At 68.6% G+C, this 24,787-nt stretch carries 25 protein-coding genes and 2 pseudogenes; 14 read left to right on the forward strand and 13 right to left on the reverse strand.

Going from position 1 to position 24,787, the window contains the following annotated elements; all coding sequences use genetic code 11:
• Positions 1–46 precede the first annotated feature (46 nt).
• Positions 47–454: a VOC family protein gene (locus ABZ855_RS10135; protein ID WP_360803895.1), complete on the reverse strand. Its 408-nt coding sequence runs from the start codon at positions 452–454 to the stop codon at positions 47–49.
• A gap of 374 nt (positions 455–828) precedes the next feature.
• On the opposite strand from ABZ855_RS10135, the gene dacB reads away from it, so the two are divergent.
• Positions 829–2,190 (forward strand): D-alanyl-D-alanine carboxypeptidase/D-alanyl-D-alanine-endopeptidase, encoded by a 1,362-nt coding sequence (dacB, locus tag ABZ855_RS10140; protein WP_360804198.1) that lies wholly within the window; start codon positions 829–831, stop codon positions 2,188–2,190.
• Positions 2,191–2,212: 22 nt separating this feature from the next.
• Here dacB and ABZ855_RS10145 read toward each other — a convergent pair whose 3' ends face one another.
• Entirely contained in the window at positions 2,213–2,824 is a 612-nt protein-coding gene (locus ABZ855_RS10145) for a Uma2 family endonuclease (protein WP_360803898.1), read from the reverse strand.
• Between the two features lie 147 nt (positions 2,825–2,971).
• A pseudogene (locus ABZ855_RS10150) lies at positions 2,972–4,048 on the reverse strand (hypothetical protein); the annotation flags it as partial.
• Between ABZ855_RS10150 and ABZ855_RS10155 the strand changes: the two are divergent.
• Positions 4,029–4,508, forward strand: coding sequence for a toxin C-terminal domain-containing protein (locus ABZ855_RS10155; protein WP_360803901.1), 480 nt, complete (start codon positions 4,029–4,031; stop codon positions 4,506–4,508). The pseudogene ABZ855_RS10150 and the gene ABZ855_RS10155 overlap by 20 nt on opposite strands.
• Positions 4,477–4,971, forward strand: coding sequence for a hypothetical protein (locus tag ABZ855_RS10160; RefSeq protein ID WP_360803904.1), 495 nt, complete (start codon positions 4,477–4,479; stop codon positions 4,969–4,971). The genes ABZ855_RS10155 and ABZ855_RS10160 overlap by 32 nt, the downstream gene beginning before the upstream one ends.
• Positions 4,972–4,983: 12 nt before the next feature.
• On the opposite strand, the pseudogene ABZ855_RS10165 reads toward ABZ855_RS10160, so the two are convergent.
• Positions 4,984–5,658, reverse strand: a pseudogene (locus ABZ855_RS10165) (site-specific integrase); the annotation flags it as partial.
• 16 nt (positions 5,659–5,674) lie between these two features.
• On the opposite strand from ABZ855_RS10165, the gene cutA reads away from it, so the two are divergent.
• Positions 5,675–6,013, forward strand: a complete 339-nt coding sequence (gene cutA / locus ABZ855_RS10170) for a divalent-cation tolerance protein CutA (RefSeq protein ID WP_360803907.1) — start codon at positions 5,675–5,677, stop codon at positions 6,011–6,013.
• Positions 6,014–6,016: 3 nt separating this feature from the next.
• Here the strand turns inward: cutA and ABZ855_RS10175 are convergent, their stop codons facing one another.
• Positions 6,017–6,838 carry an XRE family transcriptional regulator gene (locus tag ABZ855_RS10175; protein ID WP_360803910.1) on the reverse strand — a complete coding sequence of 274 codons (822 nt, stop codon included), beginning with the start codon at positions 6,836–6,838 and terminating at the stop codon, positions 6,017–6,019.
• Positions 6,839–7,938: 1,100 nt separating this feature from the next.
• Here ABZ855_RS10175 and ABZ855_RS10180 point away from each other — a divergent pair.
• Together ABZ855_RS10180 and ABZ855_RS10185 are read left to right on the forward strand one after the other, a co-directional pair.
• The gene (locus ABZ855_RS10180; protein WP_360803913.1) at positions 7,939–8,151 is read left to right on the forward strand and encodes a hypothetical protein; all 213 of its coding nucleotides are present in this window, start codon (positions 7,939–7,941) and stop codon (positions 8,149–8,151) included.
• A 229-nt stretch (positions 8,152–8,380) separates the two neighbouring features.
• Entirely contained in the window at positions 8,381–8,722 is a 342-nt protein-coding gene (locus tag ABZ855_RS10185; protein WP_360803916.1) for a DUF5713 family protein, read from the forward strand.
• A gap of 69 nt (positions 8,723–8,791) precedes the next feature.
• On the opposite strand, the gene ABZ855_RS10190 is transcribed toward ABZ855_RS10185, so the two are convergent.
• The gene (locus tag ABZ855_RS10190; protein ID WP_360803919.1) at positions 8,792–10,102 is read right to left on the reverse strand and encodes a M48 family metalloprotease; all 1,311 of its coding nucleotides are present in this window, start codon (positions 10,100–10,102) and stop codon (positions 8,792–8,794) included.
• A 138-nt stretch (positions 10,103–10,240) separates the two neighbouring features.
• Complete coding sequence (locus ABZ855_RS10195; protein ID WP_360803922.1) at positions 10,241–10,849, reverse strand: Uma2 family endonuclease; 609 nt, start codon at positions 10,847–10,849, stop codon at positions 10,241–10,243.
• Positions 10,850–11,074: 225 nt separating this feature from the next.
• On the opposite strand from ABZ855_RS10195, the gene ABZ855_RS10200 reads away from it, so the two are divergent.
• Positions 11,075–11,737, forward strand: a complete 663-nt coding sequence (locus ABZ855_RS10200; RefSeq protein WP_360803925.1) for a maleylpyruvate isomerase N-terminal domain-containing protein — start codon at positions 11,075–11,077, stop codon at positions 11,735–11,737.
• Positions 11,738–11,812: 75 nt separating this feature from the next.
• Here ABZ855_RS10200 and ABZ855_RS10205 read toward each other — a convergent pair whose 3' ends face one another.
• The 6 genes from ABZ855_RS10205 to ABZ855_RS10230 form a co-directional block, all read right to left on the reverse strand.
• Positions 11,813–12,613, reverse strand: a complete 801-nt coding sequence (locus ABZ855_RS10205; RefSeq protein WP_360803928.1) for a hypothetical protein — start codon at positions 12,611–12,613, stop codon at positions 11,813–11,815.
• Positions 12,614–12,760: 147 nt separating this feature from the next.
• Positions 12,761–13,540, reverse strand: a complete 780-nt coding sequence (locus tag ABZ855_RS10210) for a succinate dehydrogenase iron-sulfur subunit (protein ID WP_360803931.1) — start codon at positions 13,538–13,540, stop codon at positions 12,761–12,763.
• On the reverse strand, positions 13,540–15,294 hold the full coding sequence (gene sdhA, locus ABZ855_RS10215; protein ID WP_360803934.1) for a succinate dehydrogenase flavoprotein subunit: 1,755 nt from the start codon (positions 15,292–15,294) through the stop codon (positions 13,540–13,542). Before sdhA ends, ABZ855_RS10210 begins: the two co-directional genes overlap by 1 nt.
• A 33-nt stretch (positions 15,295–15,327) precedes the next feature.
• Positions 15,328–15,816: a succinate dehydrogenase hydrophobic membrane anchor subunit gene (locus ABZ855_RS10220; RefSeq protein WP_360803937.1), complete on the reverse strand. Its 489-nt coding sequence runs from the start codon at positions 15,814–15,816 to the stop codon at positions 15,328–15,330.
• Positions 15,817–15,821: 5 nt separating this feature from the next.
• Complete coding sequence (sdhC, locus tag ABZ855_RS10225) at positions 15,822–16,202, reverse strand: succinate dehydrogenase, cytochrome b556 subunit (RefSeq protein ID WP_360803940.1); 381 nt, start codon at positions 16,200–16,202, stop codon at positions 15,822–15,824.
• 209 nt (positions 16,203–16,411) lie between these two features.
• Positions 16,412–16,951 carry a 2-oxo-4-hydroxy-4-carboxy-5-ureidoimidazoline decarboxylase gene (locus ABZ855_RS10230; RefSeq protein WP_360803943.1) on the reverse strand — a complete coding sequence of 180 codons (540 nt, stop codon included), beginning with the start codon at positions 16,949–16,951 and terminating at the stop codon, positions 16,412–16,414.
• Positions 16,952–17,331: 380 nt separating this feature from the next.
• Between ABZ855_RS10230 and ABZ855_RS10235 the strand changes: the two genes are divergently transcribed.
• The 7 genes from ABZ855_RS10235 (at position 17,332) to ABZ855_RS10265 (ending at position 24,729) form a co-directional block, all read left to right on the forward strand.
• Positions 17,332–19,002 carry a glycoside hydrolase family 20 protein gene (locus tag ABZ855_RS10235; RefSeq protein ID WP_360803946.1) on the forward strand — a complete coding sequence of 557 codons (1,671 nt, stop codon included), beginning with the start codon at positions 17,332–17,334 and terminating at the stop codon, positions 19,000–19,002.
• An 88-nt stretch (positions 19,003–19,090) separates the two neighbouring features.
• Positions 19,091–19,819: a DUF4328 domain-containing protein gene (locus ABZ855_RS10240; protein ID WP_360803949.1), complete on the forward strand. Its 729-nt coding sequence runs from the start codon at positions 19,091–19,093 to the stop codon at positions 19,817–19,819.
• A 97-nt stretch (positions 19,820–19,916) separates the two neighbouring features.
• Entirely contained in the window at positions 19,917–20,447 is a 531-nt protein-coding gene (locus ABZ855_RS10245; RefSeq protein ID WP_360804201.1) for a hypothetical protein, read from the forward strand.
• 75 nt (positions 20,448–20,522) lie between these two features.
• Positions 20,523–21,086, forward strand: coding sequence for a hypothetical protein (locus ABZ855_RS10250; protein ID WP_360803952.1), 564 nt, complete (start codon positions 20,523–20,525; stop codon positions 21,084–21,086).
• Positions 21,087–21,229: 143 nt separating this feature from the next.
• Entirely contained in the window at positions 21,230–21,631 is a 402-nt protein-coding gene (locus ABZ855_RS10255) for a hypothetical protein (RefSeq protein WP_360803955.1), read from the forward strand.
• A 74-nt stretch (positions 21,632–21,705) separates the two neighbouring features.
• Positions 21,706–22,287: a sigma-70 family RNA polymerase sigma factor gene (locus ABZ855_RS10260; protein ID WP_360803958.1), complete on the forward strand. Its 582-nt coding sequence runs from the start codon at positions 21,706–21,708 to the stop codon at positions 22,285–22,287.
• A 204-nt stretch (positions 22,288–22,491) separates the two neighbouring features.
• Positions 22,492–24,729: an MMPL family transporter gene (locus tag ABZ855_RS10265; RefSeq protein ID WP_360803961.1), complete on the forward strand. Its 2,238-nt coding sequence runs from the start codon at positions 22,492–22,494 to the stop codon at positions 24,727–24,729.
• Positions 24,730–24,787: the final 58 nt, after the last annotated feature.

Below are 24,787 nucleotides of genomic sequence, written 5' to 3' on the forward strand. Positions count from 1 at the left end.
CACGTTCAAGTGGTAGCCGGGGTTGGGTGGGTGACGTTGAGTGGACTCAGGAGCGGGCGAGTTCCGGCCGCTTCCGGTAGTCGGTGAAGCCGATGACGTTGCCCCACGGGTCGGCGATCTCGACGGTCCAGCCCGTGGCCACGGACACCGGGGCGTCGAGCGGGGTGACGCCGGCCGCGTTCAGGGCCCGGGCCGCCGCCTTGGCGTCCGGCACCTCCAGCCACACCCGGGGCGAGGCCCAGGGCGGCGGCCGGTGACCGAGCGCCTCCTCGACCCGCAGCAACAGCCCCGGCGTCTCGGGCCCGACCCGCAGTACGGCGATCCCGGCCTCGTCGAGCCGGGCGGTGATCCCGAACCCGGCGCGCTGGTAGAAGGCGACCGCCTCGGCGAGGTCACCGACGGGCAGCAGCACGTTGTCGAAACCGAGCAGCTCGTACGACTCGTGATCTGACATGGCGTCAGGTTAAGGGTGTGGTCGGCGGAAACCTCGGAGGCCGGGTGGGGCGTGTGTACCCGGCAGCCTTGCCCGAGTGGGACGTCCCGCCGGGGCAGCGTCCTGCCCTGAACGTACAGATCCGGATGTGACGACGCCCACGTACTCCCGCCGCGTCGGCACCGTCGTCCAAGCAGTCCACACCCTGCTGACCTGCGACTGCAGAGGATGAAAGAGGTCCACTGGGACATTCATTCCGAATTACGGCCAGTTCCCTCACGCCGTCTCCCCTGACACGAATTCAGTCACCCGCGGGGCCCTTGCGGCGCTGCTATCGTGCGGCCAATTCCCTTGCCTGGCCCCACAAGAAAGTCCACGAAACCTTTATGAGCGACATGAGCGACATGAGCGTCGAAAGCCCTGTTCCCACGTTCGCCCCGGGCGGCAGTCGCCGGCACCGCAAGGTGAAGCAGGGCGGGAACGGGATGCGGCGCGCGATCGTGCTCGCGATGGCCGTGCCCGTCGTCTCGGTGGCCTTCACCGGCCCCTCCGCCTTCGCCGCCGACGAGGGCATCGGCACCACCGCCAAGGACGCCACGCTCAACCTCGACGACGAGCAGCTGATCGCCAACCTCGAGAAGCGGGTCCTCGACCAGCGGCTCGGCACCAACGTGAGCGGTGTGGTGCTCGACGCGGAGACGAACACCACCTTGTGGGGCCACAACGCGGACACCGCGCTGATGCCCGCCTCCAACACCAAGCTCGCCACCGCGACCGCCGCGCTCACGATCCTCGGCCCGGAGCACCGCTTCACCACCAAGGTCGTGTACGGCAACGGCACCCTCACCCTGGTCGGCGGCGGCGACCGCACCCTCACCACCGCGGACCTGACCGAGCTGGCCAAGACCGCGGTCGCCGGGCTCAAGGCGGCCGGGCTGACCTCGGTGAAGGTCGCCGTCGACGACAGTCTGTTCCCCGAGCCCACGCTGGCGAACGGCTGGAACACCGGCTACTACCCCGACTCGGTCTCCCCGGTGCGGGCGCTCGTCGTCGACGGGCACCTGGTGAACGACACCTCGACGGACGCCGGAGGAGCCTTCGCGCGGCAGCTCACCGCGGCCGGCGTCACCGTCACCGGCTCCGTCACCCGCGCCACGGCCAGCAGCACCGACGTCCCCGTGGCGCAGCACACCTCCGCGCCGCTGTCGGACTACGTGCACACCATGATCAAGGTCAGCGACAACAACATGGCCGAGTCGCTGCTGCGGATGACCGCCCTCGGCGCCGGCCGCCAGGCGACCTTCGACGACGGCACCGCGGTCGTGCGCCAGGTACTGAGCGAGCGCTACGGCGTCTCCCTCGCCAACTTCGAGATCTACGACGGCAGCGGGCTGTCCCGCGCCAACCGCATCCCGGCGGCGACCCTCGCGCAGATCCTCGACCTGCTGACGGACCCCCGCTACGAGGGTGTTCTCGGCTCCATCCGCGACGGTCTGCCCGTCTCCGGCGAGGCCGGCAGCACCCTCGGCCCGGAGTGGGGGCGCTTCGACGACGCCAACTCCAAGTGCGCGGTCGGCAAGGTGCAGGCCAAGACCGGCACGCTCACCGGGGCCATCGCCCTGAGCGGCCTGACGGTGGGCAAGGACGGCAAGTGGAAGGTGTTCTCCTTCATCGAGAACGGCTCCACCGCCAACGCCGCCGACATCAAGGACGCCATGGACGGCCTGGCGGCCACGGTCAACGGCTGCTGGGCCTGACAGACCTGTCCCGAGGCCGAAATCAGGGAGTTCGCTTCGACTGTCCGGCGTCGAGGATCTCCGCTACGTCGAGGGTCACCTTGGCGCCGATGGAGTCGGGGAGGGTGACGGCTTCGCCGGGGGCGTGGATGCGGTGGGTCGCGTACGTGCTGCCCTCGGGGTCGGTGAGCACGTGGAGGCGCTGGTGCTTGCGGTCGACCACGACGTAGACGGGTACTCTGACATCGGCGTACGCAGCGACTTTGGTCTGCAGGTCGGCTTTCCAGTTGCTGGAGGTGACCTCCAGGACGAGGCGGAAACAGACCGGTTCGTAGCAGCCGTTTTCAACCAGGCGGTCCCGGTAGTCGCCGTCCACCACTGCCAGGTCGGGGACCGCATAGTCCTCGGCGCCTGTGGGGAGCCACAGCCCGATCCCCTGTAGCACACGTGTTTCGGCCCCGTGCAGCCCTGCTGCGAGAAAGGGGACGGTGAGACTGGTCAGGGCGTCGGCGTGCGGGGCGTCCGGGGGCGGGGACACGAGGATCAGGCCTCCGATGATCTCGACGCGGTAGCCCGGGTTGCGCTCCATGAGACGGTTCGCTTCCGCGATCAGCGGACGGTCGCCGTGGGGCCGCTCGACGGATGCTGCGGACATCGCGTGCCTCCTGGGGGCTGGTGTCGAGGCCATCATCGTAGGCCGGAGGGAACGGACATGTCCTCTTCGTACTGCGTCACCCGATCGTGTGTCCGGCCCGGCACGCCCGAGGGCCCCGTCTCCTGCGGAAACGGGACCCTCAGATGATCAGCCGATGGTGATCCGGTTCTGCCAGTAGCTCTTCGCCGGGATCACCTCTCTCCCCGCGACGGGCGCCAACGTCGCCCTGCCACCGGCGTAGAAGCGGACGGTGCCGTCCGCGCGTACGGCCCAGAGGTCGGGGATGTTGTCGCCGTTGGAGTCCGGGATGCCGAGCAGGTGGGGCATGTTGGTGACGTTCCAGCCGGCGGGGGCGTACTCGGTGTCGGTGCCGCCGGACGAGGCGTTGCTGCTGGCGAGGGAGGCCAGGTTGACCCCGCCGCCCGTGGCCGCGTTGCCCTTGCGGAGCCTCAGCACGGACGCGCTGTCCTCGCGGTAGATGAGGTCCATCACGCCGTCCCCGCTGACGTCCTGGGCGGTGACGATGTCGCGCCCGGTCCAACCGGTCGCCGAGAGCCGGATGGCCTGGTCGATGGTCGCCCCGTGGTAGCCCGTGAAGGCCCACAGCTCGTCGCCGATGGTGGCGAAGAAGTCGGGCCGGGTGTCGCCGGTCGCGTCACCCGCGGAGATGATCTGGGTGAAGGTCTCGGGGCTCGGCGCACCGCTGGGCAGCAGGATCTCGACGCGTTTGTCGATGTTGACGGCGCCGTACCCGTCTCCGGGGTAGACCCACAGCCTGTCGTCCTTGCGGACGACGAGGTCCTGGAGTCCGTCGCCCCCGTAGATGTCACCGTTGTGGGTGATCAGCGCGCCCATGAAGTGACCGTGCCCCGGAGAGGAGTAGGGCGGCAGGCCGTCGTCGCCGTTGGGGTCCTTGGCCCGGTTGGCCCAGTAGGCACCCGGCATCGAGTTCTCGTTGAGATCACCGGTCTCCTTCGTCAGGTCCTTGACGTCGGCCCGGGAGGAGTACATGCCCAGGTCGCCGGCCGCGGTGACGACCATCATGTCGGCGAGCTTGTCGCCGGTGAAGTCCATGGGGGCGTCCGCCTGGTCGCGTGGGGTGACGTAGAAGAGGTACTTCGTGGGCTGGGAGACGTTGCCCGCCTGGTCGACGACCCGGACGTAGAGCACGTTCGGGCCGGCGGACGGCGACCTCGCGCCGGGCATGACGCTGCTCACCGACGACGGCGGTACCGTCATCGTCACCGGGAACCGTCCCTTCACCAAGCATGCTCGTACGTACAACCTCACCGTTGACGACCTGCACACGTACTATGTACTCGCTGGTCAGACGCCGGTTCTCGTTCACAACAGCGACTGTGATCTTCCTGAGGGGTACACGTCTTCCCCGGCGCTCAAGGGTGATCCGTATCATCCGGACTCGGTAGCCGCGCGAAGAGCGCAGAACCGGGAGTTGTACGCCGGAACCGTAGGGGACAGGGCGGGGGCCCTTGGGTACAGGACGAGAATCCCTGCGCAGAAGGCTCCGTTCAATTCGCATGGACAGGTCGTCTTCTCGAACGGGAAGAACTACATCACGCCAGATGTTGACGGGCATAATGTGTCGGACGGATGGAAGATGTTCAACCGCAAGGGCCAACGGATCGGTACTTATGACCCAGACCTCAACTATCTCAAGGAATAACCGATTCGCGATCGAAGTGATCGGTGATCCCGCCTCGGAGGGTGGCGTCTCGTCGCCTTCCGAGGCCGCCGGTAGGGTCACGGTCGGGGATTTCTCAGAATCATTCCCGATGGACCTGAGCTTCTGGACGGTGGCTGACTACTCTCGAAGTTGGGAGAGAGCCCTGAGGGAGCTTGAGGCGAGCGACAATTCGACCTCGTGCCTCATCTCTTCGATCACGGATCCGGAGACCGCTAACTTCATCTTCTGCTGGCCCATTTATCGGGAAGGAGAATCTGTCCACGTGCAAAATTCGATCATCTTCCTGGATGGCCTCGAAGAAGAGTTCAATCCGCAAGAGCCTTGGCGGTATGTGGAGGCTCGGAGTTTGGTTGACGAGGACGGGAACCAAATTTCTGAGTGGTTGACGACCATCTCTGAGGTGCGGCGGTTCCGCGAGTCCATCGGGGGCCAGTACCGGTAGTTGACGGCAACGTCAGCGGACGGGGGCCGCGCAGAGCGGTGGTTCGTCGCCGTCGTCGGGCGTGCCGGTGATCTCGGCGGGGTTGTGGAGGGCGTGGCCGAGGAGGTCGATGGCGTCGCGCTGGAGACGGAGCCGGACGTGGGCGTAGACGGTAGCGGTGACGCCGATGTGGGCGTGGCCCAACAGTTCCTTGATCACGACGAGTTCCACTCCCGGTTCCAGAAGGAGGGTGGCCGCTGAGTGTCGGAGGTCATGGAACCGGATGCGGCGGAGCTTTGCCCGGCGGAGCAGGGCGTTGAAGTGGCGGGTGAGGGTGGATCCTTCGACCGGTACGCCGTCGGGGCGGGTGAAGACGTAGCCGCTGTCCTTCCAGCCCGTCCCCGCCACTTCGCGTTCCTGGAATTGGCGGTCGCGGTGCTGTTCGAGGGAGCGCAGGCACCGCGTCGGCAGAGCGATGCGCCGTTCGGAGCTCTTGGTCTCGGTCGGGAGGGCGGTCAGGCCGCTGAGGTTGGTGCGTTGGAGGGTGCGTCGGATGCTGGCGGTTCCGCCGGCCAGGTCGAGGTCTTCCCAGCGTAGGCCGAGGAGTTCGCCCTTGCGGAGTCCGGTGTGCAGAGCGAGTTCGAACAGAGGCTGCAACCGGTGGCCGCGGGCGGCGGCCGGAAACTCACGCGCTTCGTCGGCGGTGAGGGATACTCTCGCCTATATGGCTGACTTCGTGCAGGTCTCGACGGCAACCGAGACGCGTGAACAGGCGGTAGAGCTCGCTCGGTCGGTGGTGACCGGCCGTTTGGCGGCCGGGGCGCAGATCGTCGGGCCAGTCGGCTCCGTGTTCTGGCATGAGGGTGAGTTCGGGATCGGTGAGGAATGGCAACTCCTCCTGAAGACCCGAGCCGACAGGTACGCCGAACTTGAGGCGCACCTCATGGCGCGCCACCCGTGGAAGAACCCGGAGATCCTGGCGGTGCCGATCGTGGCCGGGTCGGATGCCTACCTGCGATGGGTAACCGCGACCCTTGGGTCTGGGCCCATGCCCGCTGAGTGACTGTCAGGCTTGCGCCTTCTCCAGTACCTCAGCCACCTCCGGAAGTGCTCGATGACCACCAAGTCGTCGCAGGACGGGCGCAAGTCGCTCCCGTGGCCGGACAGACGCCACCCCGGCTGAGAGGTCGAGGGCGCGGCTCGTCACAGTGGCCGCCTGCTCGATCTCCCCGGCAGCCATGTAGGAGTCGGCGAGCCACGACATGTACAGGCTCTTGTCCCGTGCGTGCGCGTCGTCGTACTCCGCCAGGGCTGTCTCCAGGGCCGGGACCGCGCGGAGGGGACGCCGTAGTTCCGTCCAGCACCGGCCGGTCATGATGCTCAGTTCGTTCCGGTCGACCCACGCCACCCAGTCCGGCTGCGGCGCGTCGTCGATCTCCGCAAGGGCGGACTCTGCGGCAGCGAGGGCGCGTTCTGTTTCCGTAGCGAGTCCCGCCACCGCGTAGGCCCAGGCCAGGCGTTCCTGAAGCAGTGCGCGCACCCCGGGCGCAGCGTCAGGTCCCGCAGTCGCACACGAGCGGGCAGCTGTCTCTATGCCGGCCTGTCGGTCGCCGCTGACCGTCTGGTAGGCGAGGAAGGCGAGGGCGTTGCCGGCCAGCGCGGTGTCCTCGGCCTCTACGGCAGCCGTATGGCTTGCTTCGTACAGCCCCGTCGCATCGGCCTGCCTGCCGCAGTCGAAGGCTGCCCAACCGGCTTGCTGTGCCTGTTCGGAGAGTACGGAAAGCAGTGCCTTGTATGTCCCTTCGCTGCACGTGGCGTCGCGGATCAGAGCTTTGGTGGCCTGGTATTCGCCCAGGTAGACACGGTATGTGTCCCCGCCTCCGAGCACGTCGTCCAGGCGACGTAGTCGCGTGGTGCGCTCCCGCAGACGCGCGGGAAAGTCGCTTCCGACTCGGCGGCCCGCCTGAGGGCGACAAAGGTCAGGCAATCCCACGGCGAGCCCAACCCCGGCCGATGACTTGAAGAACTCCCTACGCCGCACTTCGTCTCCGTCTCCGTCTCCGTATCCATCGGTAGTGGTCGGGTATCGAGGCCGAGGAAGTGCGCCGTGCACTGTCGGCGGCTCCTCCCACTCGCGCGGGGCGAGACCGAGCAGGGCTCCGGGGATACGAAGGGCGTCGGCAATCCGGGCGACCTTCTCGAAGGTGGTCACACTGCCGTGCCCGCGTGCCAGCAACCCGACGCGCTCCGGCTTGATGTCGCACTCGGCGGCGATCTTCGAATAACTGATCCCTGCGTCACGGCGAGCGAGACGGAACACCGTGCCGAAGTCGTGCGCCCTGATCGCAGCTCTCATTTCCGCCCGCTCCAAGAGCGCGCGCGGAAGCGCGGTCGGCGGTACGTAACCGGTCATGAGGCGTCCCGTCGTGCTGCTGATGACAGTGTGCTGCGCTCGGCTGGCGCTCAGCCTACCCATGACGGGGATACCCACAGGCGGGAAGTCAGCAGCCGTACCAAGACGGACAGTTGACGCGAAATACCCCGGCGACCGCGCGAACGGTCCCGGGGCGTGATCAACACTGACTAGGAGCGTCGACATGTCGCAAACTACAACCCCCGAGCGAGAGCGTGACCCCGGGGTCAGCATGACGATCCGCGTCTACACGGTGCGCGGCGGAAGCGGTGAGATCGTCGAGGATCGTGGCGTGGTCAGGGTTTTGGGGAGTAATGGCCCTCTCCCGCTGAGGATCGGGTTCCCGCCCTGTGCCTGCCCTCTGCACCGCGGCCAGGAGGCCTCACAGTGACCACGCATGCTGCCACGGACACCCCGCCCCCGTCAGCGGAATGCACCGTCGCACAGCGGCCGGAGTACGCGGACCTGCACCGGGCCTGCCGCCAGACCAAGGACGTGCCCTTGCCCCATGGAGGCGGGCTGCTGCTGATGCGGCGGTGTGGCTGCACTTGCCACAGCCGGACCGGAGTCGGCTCATGATGCCGGGACTGCACGTGTGCCGTCACTGCGACGGGCTGATCATCGACCCCGAGGACGCGGTCGTCGTGGCGTACGTGCACGCCAACTCCGGGCCCGGCCGGGTGGTGTGGGCCCACAGTGCGCACGCGCACCTCGTACAGCCGGACCCGTACCCGCTCGCACTGCTGGCGCGTATTCGTGCGCTGCGCGCCGGGAGCTCCGCCAGCTGAATCGTCGCACTGGGCCTGATGACCGACAGACAGCACATGTGTCGGTCACCAGGCCCCTCAGCGAGCGGCCCCCCTTCTGCGAAGTCGGTCCGGACCGATCCTTCACTCGCAGCCCTGGGGCCTGTTGTGAAAGTCCTGGTGGTCTGGTGTCTGGCATTGATGTGGGCGTCATTGTCAGTGGCGCCGTGCATGATCGGTGCGTCAGCTTTGCGCGGAGGTAGGGAGCACCATGCCGATCACAAACCAGCAGGCAGCGGGACACGCGTTCCTGCGACAGATGTACGAGGACTCATATTTCCCTGACCACGTGGTCGATCAAGGAAGGGCGATCCTGCTACGGCTGTGCGAAGGCGTTGAGGCCGCCCAGCCATCGGATCTGATGAGCCTCTATGTACTCACCCAAGCTGCGACGGAGGAGTTCAACCTGCTGGACAGGGAGTTCGTGGCGGCCGGGAGTGGGATCGAGACGGTTGCACGTGAGTGGATCTGTGACGAGTTCCACTTTGTCGCGTCGGCATACGGCTTCATGGACGCGGACGCGGAGGAGTTGACCTCCGGCCGGGACTGGTGACCGAGTACGGGAAGGCCGCCTCCGACCCAAAACCATTCGCTGAGCTTCAGCCGCCGCCTCCCCGACTCCCTAAATCCCGTCCCGCACAATCTCCCGAGCCACAATCCCCCGCGCCCCCGCCAACTCCCCCGCGATACGACCCACCCGCCCCTCATCCACCGCAACCACCCCCGCCACCGGAGCCCCCTCCAGCAAACGCCGTCGCCTCAAGTGGGTCGGCGGGTGCGTCGAGTCGACGCTGTGGCCGCGCAGTGCGCCTACTCTGCGCTGGCGTTCGTACTCCGACTCCGGGATGGAGCCGATATGTGCCGCCAACTCCGCCCACAGGCCCTCGCCTTCGGTGCCCCGAGTCTGGCCGCTTCGCCGCAGCCGGCGGTTGTTCACCTCGCGGCGCAGCGTGATGTCGATGGAGTCGGTGACCAGGAGGCGGTCCATCAGGCCGACAGCCGCGTTCGTCGAACCGGCCCTCGCCGCAGCCGAGTCGGCGAGGTACTCGCTGCGCTGTGTGGCGCGCAGGGTGAGGGTGTCGAGCAGCATCAGTACGCCCTGGAGGAGGAGGCGGGGCACGACGTACGCCAGGTTGGTGATCATCTGGATCGCGGTCACCGGGTTGGCGATGGGGGATACGTAGTGCAGCCACAGGCCGAGCGAGTGGAACGCGCTGCCAAGGACCAGGCCGCGACGCGTGTCGCCGTTGCTGTAGTGGCCCAACTCGTGTCCGAGCAGGGCGATTCGGTGCTCGGGGGTCAGTGACTCCCACAGGGGGAGGCCCAGGGTGAGGAGGCGGCCACGCAGGCCGTAGGTCCGTACGCTCGCGTTGATCGACGCGTCGACCGCTACGGCGTTCACGCCCCTCGTACCCGACGCCTCGGCGATCTCGTCGATCAGCGCGAACAGTTCGGGCGCGTCCGGGCGGCGCAGGACGACGCCGTTGTCCTCCTCCTTCGGGAGCCGGCCCAGCCTCGGCCGCAGTGCAAAGCCCAACAGGAGCAGGAACAGTCCGGGCAGCATGAGGAATCCGCCCCAGCCACTCACCACGCACCAGATGCCGGTCACGAAGAGGGCAACCGTCACTCCGTGGATCAGCAGCGCGATGGCGTAGGCCAGCGCCCCGTACACATCACGATGAGCCCGCTCCCCTTGGGATGCTGCCGCCGTTCCCGTTTCTGTGCTCATCGCGTCCAGCAGCTTCTCGCCGTGCCGCTGCGCCAGCGTGCGGCGCAGGGCCTCCAGCCTGCCCTTCGTCTCCTCCGGGCCGCCCGGATCCACGTTCCAGTCGCACGCCGGACACCACGTGGTGAAGCGGCTGTCCGCCTGGATCTCCGTACCGCACTGAGGGCACTGACTGGACTCCAGCAGGCCTTCTCCGATGGTGCGCATCGCTGCGTACCTCCCCCCAGACCTCTCCCCAGAGGTCGCTCTGTTCATGACATGCAGGGGTCGATCATGCCATTTCCTGAGCGAGAGAGCTTGAGCGAGAGAGTGTGTCCGCGACCAGCCAACGCACCGGCTGAAGCGTCAGCTCTCCTTTGTCTGTCCCGCCTTGAGGATCTCCGTCACGTCGAGGGTGACTTTGGCCCCGATGGAATCGGGGAGGGTGACGAGTTCACCGGGGGCGTGGATGCGATGAGTCTCGTAGTCGCCGTTGGTGGGATCGGTCAGGACGTGGAGACGCTGGTGTTTACGGTCCACGATCACGTAGACGGGGATCCTGGCGTCCGCGTACGCGGAGACCTTCGCCTGGAGATCCGTCTTCCAATTGCTGGAGGTGACCTCCAGGACGAGGCGGAAGACAGCGGGGTCGTAGCTGTTGTTCTCGATGAGGTGTGCGTCGATGTCGGACTCGACGAGACACAGGTCGGGGATCGCGTAGTCTTCGGGGCCGCTCGGCAGCCAGACCCCGATGCCCTGGTGGATCTCTGTCTCGCTGTCGTCGAGGCCGGCGGCTGTGAGTGGACCCGTGACCTTCTTCAGAGCCCTCGAACGAGCGACGTCCGGGGATGGCGTCACAAGGATCTGGCCTCCGATGATCTCGACGCGGCGGCCCGGAAGACGCTCCATGATCCGGCGTGCTTCCGCGATCAGGGGCCGCTCGCCGTGCCCCCGCTCGACAGGTGCTGCGGACATCACGTGCCTCCCGTGGGCTGGTGTCGAGGCCATCATCGTAGGCCGCAGGAACCCGAGTGTCCCCTTCGCTCTGGTTCATCCGATCGTGGCTGCCCGTCGAGGTCCCCCGATCCCGACTCCTCGCCGACTGCCTCAGCTACGCGAATCACCTGCCTGAATTCCCTGCCTGAATTCCCTGCACGAATTCCCTGCACGAATTCCCGACCGCCACTACTGTGCGCACCCGTGGACCTCTTCACGCACTCCTGGACAGCCCTGCTCACCACCGTCGCCGACCTCCCCGACGACGACTTCGCCCACCCCTCCGGCTGCACCGGCTGGCTCGTACGGGACCTCGTCTGTCATCTGGTTATCGACGCCCAGGACGTCCTCATCACCCTCGCCACGCCCACCGACGCCGAGCCGACCGTCGACGCCGTCACCTACTGGGACGTCCTCGCCGAACCCCCGACCGGCGACGATCCCCTCGACGCCCTGATTCCCCGGCTGGCCGCCGCCTACGGCGACCCCGCGCTTCTCAAGTTCCACCTCGACGACGTCGGCTCCGCCGCAGGCCGGGCCGCCCGGCTCGCCGATCCCGCCGTCCGTGTCGGCACCCGGGACGAGGTGCTGACCGTCGGGGACTACCTCTCCGCGTACGTCCTCGAATGGACCCTGCATCACCTCGACCTCATCGCGCACCTGCCGCAGCCTGCGCACCTTCCGCCCGCCGAGACCCTCGCGGCGGCACGCGCGTCGCTGGAGGCGATCGCCGGGGCGCCGTTTCCGGCCGACTTCTCCGACGAGCACGCGCTGCTCATCGGCACGGGACGCCGTACGCCGACGACGGACGCGGAGACAGCCGCCCTCGGTGACCTCGCCGCGAGGCTCCCCCTCATCCTCGGCTGAGGGGTGAGGCAGGGCACCGCCCGCCTCACCCCTCGTCACACATGCCTCACCGGGTCAGGACGTGGACGTACGTCCTCAACACCCGCCCGCGCGCCGCGAACTCACCACCACGTCGTCCATCCGCACGTCGTACGACGCCGGCGACGGGTTCCCCTGGTACAGCTGCCACCCCAGCTTCAGCTTGTCGAACGTCGGGAAGGTGAAGTCGGCGTCCTGGGCGCCGCCGTGCCGGGTGGCGTCTACCGTCAGGTCGGACTGTTCGACCCCGTCGAAGTACACCGTGACCCGGCTGTTCGTGGAGTCCAGATGGAATTCCACGCAACTCCACTTGTCCGCCACCGCCGGTGCCGACGTCTTCCACGACGTCCAGTCGCCCGTCGGGCCCAGGTCGGAGCCGACGCCCCAGAAGTTGCCCTTGTCCGTGGGGGCGTACTGGCCGCCCAACGGACGTACGAGGGTGGGAGAGTCGGCGCCGGAGGCCTCGGCGATCGTCCAGTGGGCCCAGTCGGGGGCCGTGGGGAAGGCGTCCACGCGCAGGCGCAGGCGGGCCCAGTAGCTGTTGCCGGGCGGGGCGAGGTCGGGGAAGACCAGGAACGCGCGGCCGTTGCCCTCCGTGTGGATGCGGAGTTCGCGGCCCTTGCCGGTGGAGCTGCGGGCGACGGTCAGGGTGCCGTTGGAGGTGTCCGTCGTCCAGCCGCGGCCGGCGGTCACCGGGCCGAGGGGGAGGTGGTCGAAGTTCTCGCGGGCGAGGGGGCGTTGGCCAAGTGTCGTGTCGTGCACCGGAGTTGCCGAGGCGGTGGGGGGTATCGCGAGCAGGGTGGCCGCCGTCGCCGCGACGGCCGACAGTGCTGCGATCGATTTCCTCAGAATGGTCATGTGCCCAGTCTGTAACGGGAGTTGACCAAGTTCCTAGAGGTATCCCTAGAGGTATCCCTAGAGGTATCGGTGAGCCGAACGCCCCAGGGCCCTGTTTCTGGCGATGCAGAAACAGGGCCCTGGGGCAGAGCAAACGACTGCGAAAGATCAGAACCGCCGAGTGATCAGCGCCCTCTTCACTTCCTGGATCGCCTTCGTGACCTCGATGCCACGCGGGCACGCGTCCGTGCAGTTGAACGTCGTCCGGCAACGCCAGACACCGTCACGGTCGTTCAGGATCTCCAGGCGCTGCTCGCCCGCCTCGTCACGGCTGTCGAAGATGAAGCGGTGGGCGTTGACGATGGCCGCCGGGCCGAAGTACTGGCCGTCGTTCCAGAAGACCGGGCAGGACGAGGTGCACGCCGCGCACAGGATGCACTTCGTCGTGTCGTCGAACCGTTCCCGGTCCTCCGCCGTCTGGAAGCGCTCGCGCGTCGGCTCGTTGGTGTCCTTCGTGATGAGGAAGGGCATCACGTCGCGGTACGCCTGGAAGAACGGCTCCATGTCGACGACCAGGTCCTTGAGGACCGTCAGGCCCTTTATGGCCTCGACCGTGATCGGCTTCGCCGGGTTGATGTCCTTGATCAGCGTCTTGCAGGCAAGGCGGTTCTTGCCGTTGATCCGCATGGCGTCCGAGCCGCAGATGCCGTGCGCGCAGGAACGACGGAACGTGAGCGAACCGTCCTGGTCCCACTTGATCTTGTGGAGGGCGTCGAGGACGCGCTCCTTCGGGTCGATCTCCAGCTGGAAGTCTTCCCAGACCGCCTCTGCCGCCAGCTCAGGGTTGAAGCGGCGGATGCGGAAGGTGACCGTGATGTACGGGGAGTCGGCGAAGCCGGGCTCGGGCTCGCCGGCCGCGTCCGCCTTGTCCAGAACAGGGGTTGCCATCAGTACTTACGCTCCATCGGCTGGTAGCGGGTCTGGACGACCGGCTTGTAGTCGAGACGGATGGACTCGGCGCCGTCGTCGCCCACCTCGCGGTACGCCATGGTGTGGCGCATGAAGTTGACGTCGTCGCGGTTGGGGTAGTCCTCGCGGTAGTGGCCGCCGCGCGACTCCTTGCGGGCCAGGGCGGAGACCGCCATGACCTCGGCCAGGTCGAGCAGGTTGCCCAGCTCGATGGCCTCCAGGAGGTCGGTGTTGAAACGCCGGCCCTTGTCCTGGATCGAGACGTTGCGGTAGCGCTCGCGAAGCTCCGCGATCTTCTCCACCGCCGTCTTGATCGTCTGCTCCGTACGGAACACCATGACGTTCGCGTCCATGGTCTCCTGGAGCTCCAGGCGCAGCGCGGCGACCCGCTCCGTGCCCGTGGACTCGCGCAGGTGCTCCACCTGGGAGACGACCAACTCGGCCGGGTTCTCGGGCAGTTCGACGAAGTCGGCCTTCTGGCTGTACTCCGCCGCCGCGATTCCGGCGCGCCGCCCGAACACGTTGATGTCCAGGAGGCTGTTGGTGCCCAGGCGGTTCGCGCCGTGGACGGAGACGCACGCGACCTCGCCGGCGGCGTAGAGGCCGGGCACCACCGTCGTGTTGTCGGAGAGCACCTCACCCTCGACGTTCGTCGGGATGCCGCCCATCGCGTAGTGCGCGGTGGGCTGGATCGGGATCGGGTCCGTGTACGGCTCGATGCCGAGGTAGGTGCGCGCGAACTCGGTGATGTCCGGGAGCTTGGCGTCGAGCTGCTCCGGCGGGAGGTGGGTGAGGTCGAGGTAGACGTGGTCGCCCTCGGGGCCGCAGCCGCGGCCTTCCCGGATCTCCGTGTAGATGGAGCGCGACACGACGTCACGGGACGCGAGGTCCTTCATGACCGGCGCGTACTTCTCCATGAAGCGCTCGCCGTCCTTGTTGCGGAGGATGCCGCCCTCACCGCGGGCGCCCTCCGTCAGCAGGATGCCCATGCGCCAGATGCCGGTCGGGTGGAACTGGAAGAACTCCATGTCCTCCAGGGGGAGACCACGGCGGTAGACCGCCGCCTGGCCGTCGCCCGTCAGCGTGTGCGCGTTCGACGTCACCTTGAAGAACTTGCCGCAGCCGCCGGACGCGTAGATGACCGCCTTCGCCTGGAAGACGTGGATCTCGCCGGTCGCCAGTTCGTAGGCGACGACACCCGCGGACCGCTTCACACCGTCGACCTCGACGATCAGCTGGTCGAGGACGTAGAACTCGTTGAAGAACTCCACGCCCTCTTTCACGCAGTTCTGGTACAGCGTCTGGAGGATCATGTGACCGGTGCGGTCGGCCGCGTAGCAGGAGCGGCGGACCGGGGCCTCGCCGTGGTTGCGGCTGTGGCCGCCGAAGCGGCGCTGGTCGATCGTCCCGTCGGGCGTCCGGTTGAACGGCAGGCCCATCTTCTCCAGGTCGAGGACCGAGTCGATGGCCTCCTTCGCCAGGATCTCGGCGGCGTCCTGGTCGACCAGGTAGTCACCGCCCTTGACCGTGTCGAAGGTGTGCCACTCCCAGTTGTCCTCCTCCACGTTGGCGAGCGCGGCGGCCATACCGCCCTGCGCGGCGCCCGTGTGGGACCTGGTCGGGTAGAGCTTCGTCAGTACGGCGGTACGGCTGCGCTTCGTCGACTCGATGGCCGCGCGCATGCCGGCGCCGCCCGCGCCGACGATGACGGTGTCGTACTTGTGGATCTTCATCAGTATTACCTCAGCCCCTTGTGACCCGGTGGCCTAGCGGATGTTCGGGTCGAAGGTGAAGATCACCAGCGTGCCCAGCAGGATCGTGAACACCGTGGCGGTGTAGAGCAGGCCCTTGAGCCACAGCCGGGTGTTCGCGCGCTCCGCGTAGTCGTTGATGACGGTGCGCAGACCGTTCGCGCCGTGCAGCATCGCGAGCCACAGCATCAGCAGGTCCCAGACCTGCCAGAACGGGGAGGCCCAGCGGCCGGCCACGAAGGCGAAGCCGATCTTGGAGACACCGCCGTCCAGCACCAGCTGGATGAGGAGGTGACCCAGGACCAGGACGACCAGGACGATGCCGGACAGGCGCATGAACAGCCAGCCGTACATCTCGAAGTTGCCCCGGGTGGACTTCGGGGACTTCTTGGTGCGCTTGCGGGGGGCCTCGATCAGCGGCGCCGGGTTGTCGGCGTCGTACCCCGAGAACGCGCCCGCGCCCTCGACGGGGCCGATGCCCGCGGTGGATTCAGTCGTCGCCATGTGTGTCAGCTCCCGAACAGTTCACGAGCGGCGTGACCGAGGACGGGGTAGATCGCCCCGAGCATCAGCACGACCCACAGGCCGACGACGGTCCACAGCATGTGCTTCTGGTAGCGCGGGCCCTTCGACCAGAAGTCGACGGCGATGACGCGCAGGCCGTTGAGCGCGTGGAAGAGGATGGCGGCGACGAGGCCGTACTCCAGCACGGCGACGATCGGCGTCTTGTACGTGGCCACGACGTCGTCGTATGCCTCGGGGGAGACACGGACGAGAGCGGTGTCCAGGACGTGTACGAACAGGAAGAAGAAGATGAGGACGCCGGTGACTCGATGAGCCACCCAGGACCACATTCCTTCCCGGCCGCGGTACAGCGTTCCAGCCGGCACGGAAAACCCTCCGGGAGCGGGGATCGGGGCCGCGCCGGCTTGGTTGTCGGACGGGCCCGGCCGGGTACGGTCCTCCGGCCCTCGCCATCGTAGCGACGTGTTGTCGGAACGCTTACAGCGGGCCTACTGATGTGATCAAACAGGCTCGTACGGGCTATTGCGTGCGGCTGCGGGGGAAGGGGTCGCGGTTGTGTGCCGGGTGCGGGCTGTCAGTGGCTTGTCGCGCAGTTCCCCGCGCCCCTTAGGGCGTTTCCCAGCCGTTGCCTTGCGAGGCGTCGGAGTTCCTCTGCCGACACCACCCGTTCCTCCTCCGGATCGTTTGTCAAACGTGACCGGATGCCTGTCAGGACCTGGTTGAGGGCCTCGTCCGGGGAGGTGTGGTCGACGCAGATAACGAACACGTGTCCGAATCGACTCTCGTACGCCGCATGCGCCGCCCCCAGCGCCGTGTGCGCCGCCGAGTACACGCCCTCCGGGAGGTCGGGCAGGGATTCCGCGGCCAGGGCCTCCGCGAGGTCGATCGAGGTCAGGTCGTAGGCCGCCTCGTCCGCTGCCGCGAGCAGGGAGTCCAGGTCGGGGTAGGGGCGGTGGTCGGTGAGGCGGCGGGCCCAGCGGAGGCTGCGCAGGCAGGTGAGGAGGGCGCGCTCGACGTCCTCGGCCGGCTCTGTGTTGAACCTCTCCAGGCTCGTCGGCGTAAGAGAACCCGGCAGGGTGGGGCAGGGGGACTCGGTGCGCGTCTGGGCCGGCATGGCGAGACCGCCGGAGCAGTGGGTGAGACGGTGCGCGGGCAGCGGGAGTCCTCGGCGTCGTGGGCTGGTGGGGTGTGTGAGGTACGCGTCATTCGGTGTGTGAGATGCGCGTCAATTGCCGCTCACATTATCGAGAAGCGGTCAGGAGCCGTCCGACGGACGTCTGAATTTCACCCGAACGGGAGAGTTTCGGAACGTATCGTGGACGACTTCGGGTGCGGCGGATGCGTAGGCGCAGAGGCGGAGGAGATCCAAAGAGTGGGTGGCATGCGGGCGATATGTGAGGCACGAACGGGCGGGAACCGGTGACCGGGCGGAGGCGACGGGCTCCCGAGCGGAAACGAGGTCTGAGTGGGAAGACGTACGGACAGGGGTCCGGGTTGCTTCTCGGGGCCGGTGTTCTCGTCGCCGCCGGCGCGGTGGGCGTGTCCGTCGTCTTCTGGCCGGTCGGCGACTCGGATCCCGGCACCGACATCGACGCCGGCCGGACCGCCGCGTCGACCGCTGCGGCAAGCCCCTCGGAGGGGGCCGAAGGGGACGACCCCAAGGAGCGCGCGGCAGGGTCCCGCGCCTCTTCTCCCGTCACCCCGTCTCCGTCCCCGGCCCGCGTCTACCCCCTCTCCAAGACGCCCCGCACCATCCCGGCCGTGCGTGAGCACATACCCGCCCGGGGGCCGGGCTGGCGTCCCGCCCCGGCCGCGCGGGTGGTCGTCACCGCCGGCGGGCTCGCCGACGAGGGGAAGCTGCTCGCCGGTGAGCTGCGGATGGCGTACGGCGGTACGGCCGCGCCTCGCGCCGGGGACGTGCAGCTCAAGCTGGACCCGGCTCAGGCGACGCGTGGCCCCGAGTCCTACACCCTCACCGTCACCAACCGGCGTGTCACCGTCTCCGGTCCCACCGAGGCCGGCGTCTTCTACGGCACCCGCACCCTCAAGCAGGAGGTGACCGGCGGCGGCACCGCGTCCGAGGGCGTCGTACGCGACCGGCCCGCCAAGCCGCAGCGCGGGCTGATGCTGGACATCGCGCGCAAGCACTTCACGGCCTCCTGGATCGAGGACCGCGTCCGCGAACTGGGCGACCTCAAGTTCAACGAGCTCGGCCTGCACTTCTCCGACGACCAGGGCTTCCGGATCGCCTCCGACACCCACCCGGAGATCGTGTCCAGGGACCACCTCACCAAGGCCGAGGTCCGCCGCATCCTCGTCCTCGCCGCGAGCCGCCACATCACCGTCGTCCCCGAGATCGACTCCCCGGGCCATCTGGGCGCGGTCCTCGCCGCCCACCCCGACCTCCAGCTGACCAACGCGCAGGGCACGCCGGCCCGTGGGGCGATCGACATCTCCAAGCCCGGGGCCGCGAAGATCGTCGACGATCTGCTGGGCGAGTACGCCGACCTGTTCCCCGGCGCGTCCTGGCATCTGGGCGGCGACGAGTACCGGGCCCTGACGGTCGCCAACCCGGCGGCCTCCTATCCCCAGCTCGCCGCCGCGGCCACCGCGAAGTACGGCGCCGGCGCCGGTGTCTCCGACCTCGCGACGGGGTGGCTCAACGACCGCGCCGCCACCGTGCGTTCCCACGCACCCCGGAACCGGACCGTGCGGGCCTGGAACGACGGCTTCTACGCGTCGAGTTCGGTCCAGGCGGGCAAGAACGTCCAGGTCGCCTACTGGACCGGCAAGGAGATCGGCGCCCGTAAGCCGGCCGCGTATCTGAGCGCGGGCCGCAAGGTCGTCAACTACAACGACGAGTACCTCTACTACGTGCTCGGGCAGCCGAACACCTTCGTCTATCCCACCGGCGAGCGGATCTACAAGCAGTGGACGCCGCGGGTGCTGCGCGGCAGTACGGCCGTCTCCTCGACGTACGACAGCCAGATACTCGGCGGGGTCTTCGCCGTCTGGTGCGACCTCGCCGGATCGCAGACGCAGAGCCAGGTGGCCGCCGGAATCCGGCTGCCGCTGCGGGCGACCGTACAGAAACTGTGGGATCCCCGGACCCAACCGGCCCTGTCCTGGACCGACTTCAAGAAGCTGGCGAAGCAACTGGGCTGAGACGGGCGGGTCGGACTGATACCGGCTGGACGCGGGGGCCGGGTGAACCATAGGTTCCGCACACAGTTTCGTATGCGGGGGAATCCTTATGTTCAGCAAGCGTGCCCGGACACCCACTTCGGCCGGACCCGTCGTCCAGCCGCACGGGCCTGCCTGGCTGCGGTCGCCCGTCGGGCTCGGCAAGGCCGTCGCCATTCTGCTCGGCGTGGTCATCGCCGCCGACCTCTTCGCTGTCTACGCCGACATCACCCTGTACGACGTGATGGGCTCCCTCGCGGACGACGGCCTCGGCAACGGCGGCTACAACGCCCTCATGCGCCGCGCCAACCACGCGGACACGCTCTACGACGCCGCCGGAGTCGTACAGTCGGCGACTTTCGTCGCGACGGTCGTTTTCTACCTCGTCTGGTTCCTGCGTGTGCGGGTCAACGCCGAGGTGTTCAATCCGTTCGGGCACACCATGAAGCGTGGCTGGGCGGGCTGGGGCTGGTTCGTGCCGGTCGTGAGCCTCTGGTTCCCGCGCCGGATCATGCTGGACATCTGGGACGCCAGCAGCCCCGCGGGCACCCGGGCCCCGCGCGGGCTCGTCAACGCCTGGTGGACGCTGTGGCTCGTCGCGCTCTTCACCCGCCGGAGCAGTTTCAGCCCGTTCGACCGCGCGGACACGGCCGACGAGATCCGCAGCGCCGTCGGCCAGGTGCTGTTCTCCGACGTCGCCGACATCGTGGCCGCCGTGCTCGCGATCCTCGTCGTGCTGCGACTGACCCGGATGCAGAACGAGAAGGCGCTGCGGGGCCCCGTCGCCGTGGGGGTCTGACACGCCCGAAGCGTCGGATCCCTGGCCAACCCCCTTGTCTCTGTGGTGTATTCGGCGCGGGCACAGCGAGCTGAACCAGAACGCCAGGGGGATGGCATTGGGTTACTGGGGCTATTTGATCGTGGGCAGGAGCGAGCGGCCGCTCGCCGAGACCGAGGCCCTGCGGGCGGTGCGCGACGCGCTGACCTCGCGCGAACGGCGGGACGACGGCTGGCAGGTCTGGGAGTACCCGCGCGGTGACGGTGACGTCGGCAGCATGAACACCCTCGCCCTGGAGACCGGCGCGCCCGCGCTCTTCGGGTACGTCATGGACAGCCGCTGCGTGGTGCTGGAGGCGGCGGCACCCGAGAGCGGGGCGTGGACCACCTGTCTGGCACGCGGCGCCATGGCCGGGTACCTGGGCGACGGGGAAGCGGATGCGGACGGGGAGGAGGGGGGCGGGCTCACGCTCGACGACTACTTCCTCGAGCCCGGCGACGCCGCCCGACGCGCGGTCGACTGGGCCGCGGAGGCCGGGCACACGGTGAACGCCGGACCGCTCCTCGACGTACTGACTTCAGAGCCCGACCCATTGGCCGAAAACCTGTTCTTCAGGTTCCTCGACCGGCTCGGGGTTCTGCCCCTGTGACGCTCCGGGTACGTTGCACGCAGTAAGGGAAAATGCGGGCTCCGTAAGGGATGGCGCCCTGCGAGGGAGGCGTGCATGAGCCTGGTGGAACTGATCGCTCGGGCCGACGAGCGCGGCCTGGCAGCCAGCGGACTGGCTTGTTTGGATCGGTGCGTCGCCCTTCTGGGCGGCGACGACGAGATTCTGCGTCCCCTGTGGGCGAGTCTCGCCGACGGCAGCGACACGGAGGAATGGGCGACCGGGCTGGAACAGGCCCGCCTCAAGTTGGCCACGGACGGCTCGGCGGAGAACGAGGACGAGGCCGCGCTTCTCGCCCGGGGCATGCTCGCCGCCGCCCCCGACACCCGTTCCGGGGCCGAGGTACGCGAGTGGGCCGACGCCTGTTCCCTCGCCGCGCTCCGCATCCACCGGCTCCTGGACGCCTTCCCCGCCGGCCCGTCCTCCATCGAGTCGAACCGGGAAGGCCGTACGGAGGGCATCTCACCCCTCGTCGCGGCCGAACTGCGGCGCCAGACCAAGGTGCTGGAGCTGCTCGCCGAGCACGGCTCCGGCGGGCTGCGGCAGGCGCTCGCGGTGGCCACGGAGGGCCGGCGCGTACTGCGCGCGGTGGTGTCGCGGCGGGCACGCGGCCGGGCCTGACCGCCCGGCCCCGGCGAGCCGTGTGGGGTTCCTGTGGGCGTCCCGGGAGGGAGCTGGGGTGGATCTGGGGTGGTCCCGTACCGATTCACGTCAGTGGCCGCAATGGGGTGACACCAGCCGCCACCTGCACGCTTTCCTTGACTGTGACCGCACATCGAGCACCAGAGCGACTGATACGCCCGCAGGCCGCCGCGAAGCCCGTACGGTGGGCCGCCGACACCGTCTCGACGATGCGCGAGGGCGCCCGACTGCGCCTCGACTACTCGACCCAGAGCCTGTGGCGCGTCGACCGCATGATCGAGGAACTCCGCCGCGAGCAGACCCCGTACGCCGCCGTGGAGTCGGTGCTGCGCGGCTTCGGGGCGTACGCCGGTGAGGTGATCGTGCGGCAGGCCCAGGGGGGCGCGGAGTGGCTCGAGGCGGGCGGCGGGCACTGGATCCGTACGGCCGACGGGCAGTTCTGGGACCCGCTCGACGAGGCCCGCCGCTGTTTCGGCGGCCACGGTTCGCTGCGCCTGCTGTGCCTGGACGCCACGGCGATCTGAGCCGACCAGGACCGGCCTGAGCTGTGACACTTCCGCCCCGGGCGACGCAGATGCCCATGGGGACGGGGGGAGTCTTGGGCCAGGGACGACGGGAACCCCGCCGCGTACAGGCGTACGACGAGGAGTTGGGCGACGCGGTCACGCGGGCCCAGGACGGGGACGAGGCCGCCTTCGCGGTGGCGTACCGACTCGTGCAGCCCGGACTCCTCGGCTATCTGCGCGCCCTTGTCGGCGACGAGGCGGAGGACGTGGCGTCCGACGCCTGGCTGGAGATCTCCCGCGACCTGGGCCGCTTCAAGGGCGACGGAGCCGGGTTCCGCGGCTGGACCGCGACCATCGCCCGCAACCGCGCCCTCGACCTGCTGCGCCGCCGCCGGGTACGGCCGCAGGCGACGGCGCTCGAACCGTACGTACTGGAGCTGCCCGGCCCCGACAGCACCCCCGACCAGGCCCTCGAGACCCTGTCCACGGAGTACGCCCTCGGGCTCATCGCCGGGCTGCCGCGCGACCAGGCCGAGGCGGTGCTGCTCCGCGTGGTCGTCGGCCTCGACGCTCCCGCCGCCGCCCGCGTCCTCGGCAAACGCCCCGGCGCGGTACGGACGGCCGCACACCGCGGGCTGAGACGCCTCGCCCGGCAACTGGGGGAACCGGCGTGAACGGCGGCGGCACGACAGCCGGCCAACCGGTGAGCCGGTCGGCTCACTGAGTCTCAAGGATGAACGCCATAGGTACCGCGGTACTACCCGGCGGCCGAAGTGCGTCCTCCGGTGCCGGGGGACGGCGCGCGTCCGCTCCTAGCTTGAGTTCGGGGCTGTTCCCGCCCCCTCCCCCCGACCTCTCGTCTCCCGCTGGAGTACACCGTGGCCACCTTTCTGTACCGGCTGGGCAGGCTCGCCTTCCGGCGACGCCGGCTCTTCCTCGCGCTGTGGATAGTCGTCCTGGCGGCCGTCGGAGTGGGCGCCGCCAACAGCCCCGGCACCTCGACGGACGACTTCACCCTGCCCGGTACCCAGTCGCAGAAGGCGATCGACCTGCTGGAGAAGGAGTTCCCGCAGGCCTCCGCGGCCGGTGCCACCGCCCGGGTCGTGTTCGAGGCGCCGAAGGGGCAGAAGCTGACCTCCGGCGGCAACAAGTCGGTCGTCGAGTCCCTCGTGGCCGACCTGAAGGCAGCCCCGCAGGTGGCGAACGCCTCCGACCCGTTCACCAACGGGCAGGTCAGCAAGGACGGCACCATCGCCTTCGCGCAGGTCACCTACAAGGTGTCCAAGGCGGACCTCAGCGACGAGGCCTCCGGCGCCCTGAACAAAGCCGCCGACAAGGGTGAGAAGGCCGGCCTCACGGTCAGCCTGGGCGGTAACGCGGTCCAGGAGAAGAGCGCCAGCAAGGCGGCCGAGATGATCGGTCTCGTGGTCGCCGCGATCGTCCTGGTGATCACCTTCGGCTCGCTGCTCGCGGCGGGACTGCCGCTGCTCACCGCGATCATCGGCGTTGTCACCGCCGTCTTCGCGATCACCATCGCCACCGCGTTCGTGGACATGTCGTCGGCCTCCACGACCCTCGCGCTGATGCTGGGCCTCGCGGTGGCCATCGACTACGCCCTGTTCATCGTCTCCCGCTACCGCAGCGAGCTCCGCGAGGGCCACGAACAGGAGGAGGCCGCCGGGCGCGCCCTGGGCACCGCCGGTTCGGCCGTCGTCTTCGCCGGTCTGACCGTGATCATCGCGCTGGCCGGACTGAGCGTCATCGGCATCAAGATGCTCACCACCATGGGGCTGGGCGCCGCCTTCGCGGTCGCCGTCGCCGTCGTGATCGCGCTGACCCTGCTGCCCGCGATGCTCGGCTTCGCCGGGACGCGGATCACCAAGGGCAAACTGACGACCGAGCGGCTGCGCGCGCAGGAGCGCGGCGAGGGCGAGACGATGGGCGTCCGCTGGGGACGGTTCGTCACCCGCAACCCCGTCAAGATGCTCGTCGGGTCGGTGCTCGTCCTCGGTGTGCTGGCCATCCCCGCCCTGTCGATGCGGCTGACCCTGCCCGACGACAGCATGGCCGCGCCCGGCAGCACCCAGCGCGCCTCCTACGACACCCTGAGCAAGGGCTTCGGCGAGGGCTTCAACGGACCGCTGACCGTGGTCGTCGACGCCCGCGACAGCAAGGACCCCAAGGCCGCCGCGGCCGACGCGTACGCCAAGGTCGGCAAGCTGCCCGACGTCGCCGCAGCCCGCCCGGCCGTCTTCAACGAGGCCGGGGACGTGGCCCTGATCGGCGTCGTCCCGAAGAGCTCCCCGTCCAGCGAGGACACCAAGGACCTGGTCAACGCCATCCGCGACCAGAGTGCCGGCCTGCACGCGGACACCGGCGCGGATCTGCTGGTCACCGGCACGACGGCCGTCAACATCGATGTGTCCGCGAAGCTGGGCGAAGCCCTGCTGCCCTACCTGGCCATCGTCGTCGGCCTCGCCCTGATCCTGCTCCTGCTGGTCTTCCGGTCCATCCTGGTCCCGGTCAAGGCGGCGCTCGGCTTCCTGCTCAGCATCGTCTCCACCCTCGGTGTGGTGGTCGCCGTCTTCCAGTGGGGCTGGCTCAAGGACGTCTTCGGCATCGACGAGGCCGCGCCGATCGTCAGCGTCCTGCCGATCTTCATGATCGGCGTGGTGTTCGGCCTCGCCATGGACTACGAGGTCTTCCTCGTCACCCGGATGCGTGAGGAGTTCGTCCACGGCGCCGAACCCACCGAGGCCATCGTCGCCGGGTTCCGGCACGGCGCCCGGGTGGTCACCGCCGCCGCCGTCATCATGATCGCGGTGTTCGCCGGGTTCCTCCTGGACGACACCGCGCTGATCAAGTCCATCGGGCTGGGGCTCGCCGCGGCCGTCCTCTTCGACGCCTTCGTCGTCCGGATGACCATCGTTCCGGCGGTGATGACCCTGCTCGGCCGCCGTGCCTGGAGCCTGCCGGCCCGGCTCGACCGGATCCTGCCGAACGTGGACGTCGAGGGCGAGAAGCTGCGCCACACCCTGGAGGCCCAGCGGTCGCAGGGCGGCCCGGACGGTGACCAGCCGGAGCCTGCCGAGCCCGCGCCGCTGCACCAGGGCTGACACGCACCGCCGCACCGAAGAGCGCCGCGGTCGAAGCCATACGATCCCCCCGAGCGGG

This window comes from Streptomyces sp. NPDC047042 (assembly GCF_040644035.1).
Classification (GTDB): Bacteria; Actinomycetota; Actinomycetes; order Streptomycetales; family Streptomycetaceae; genus Streptomyces.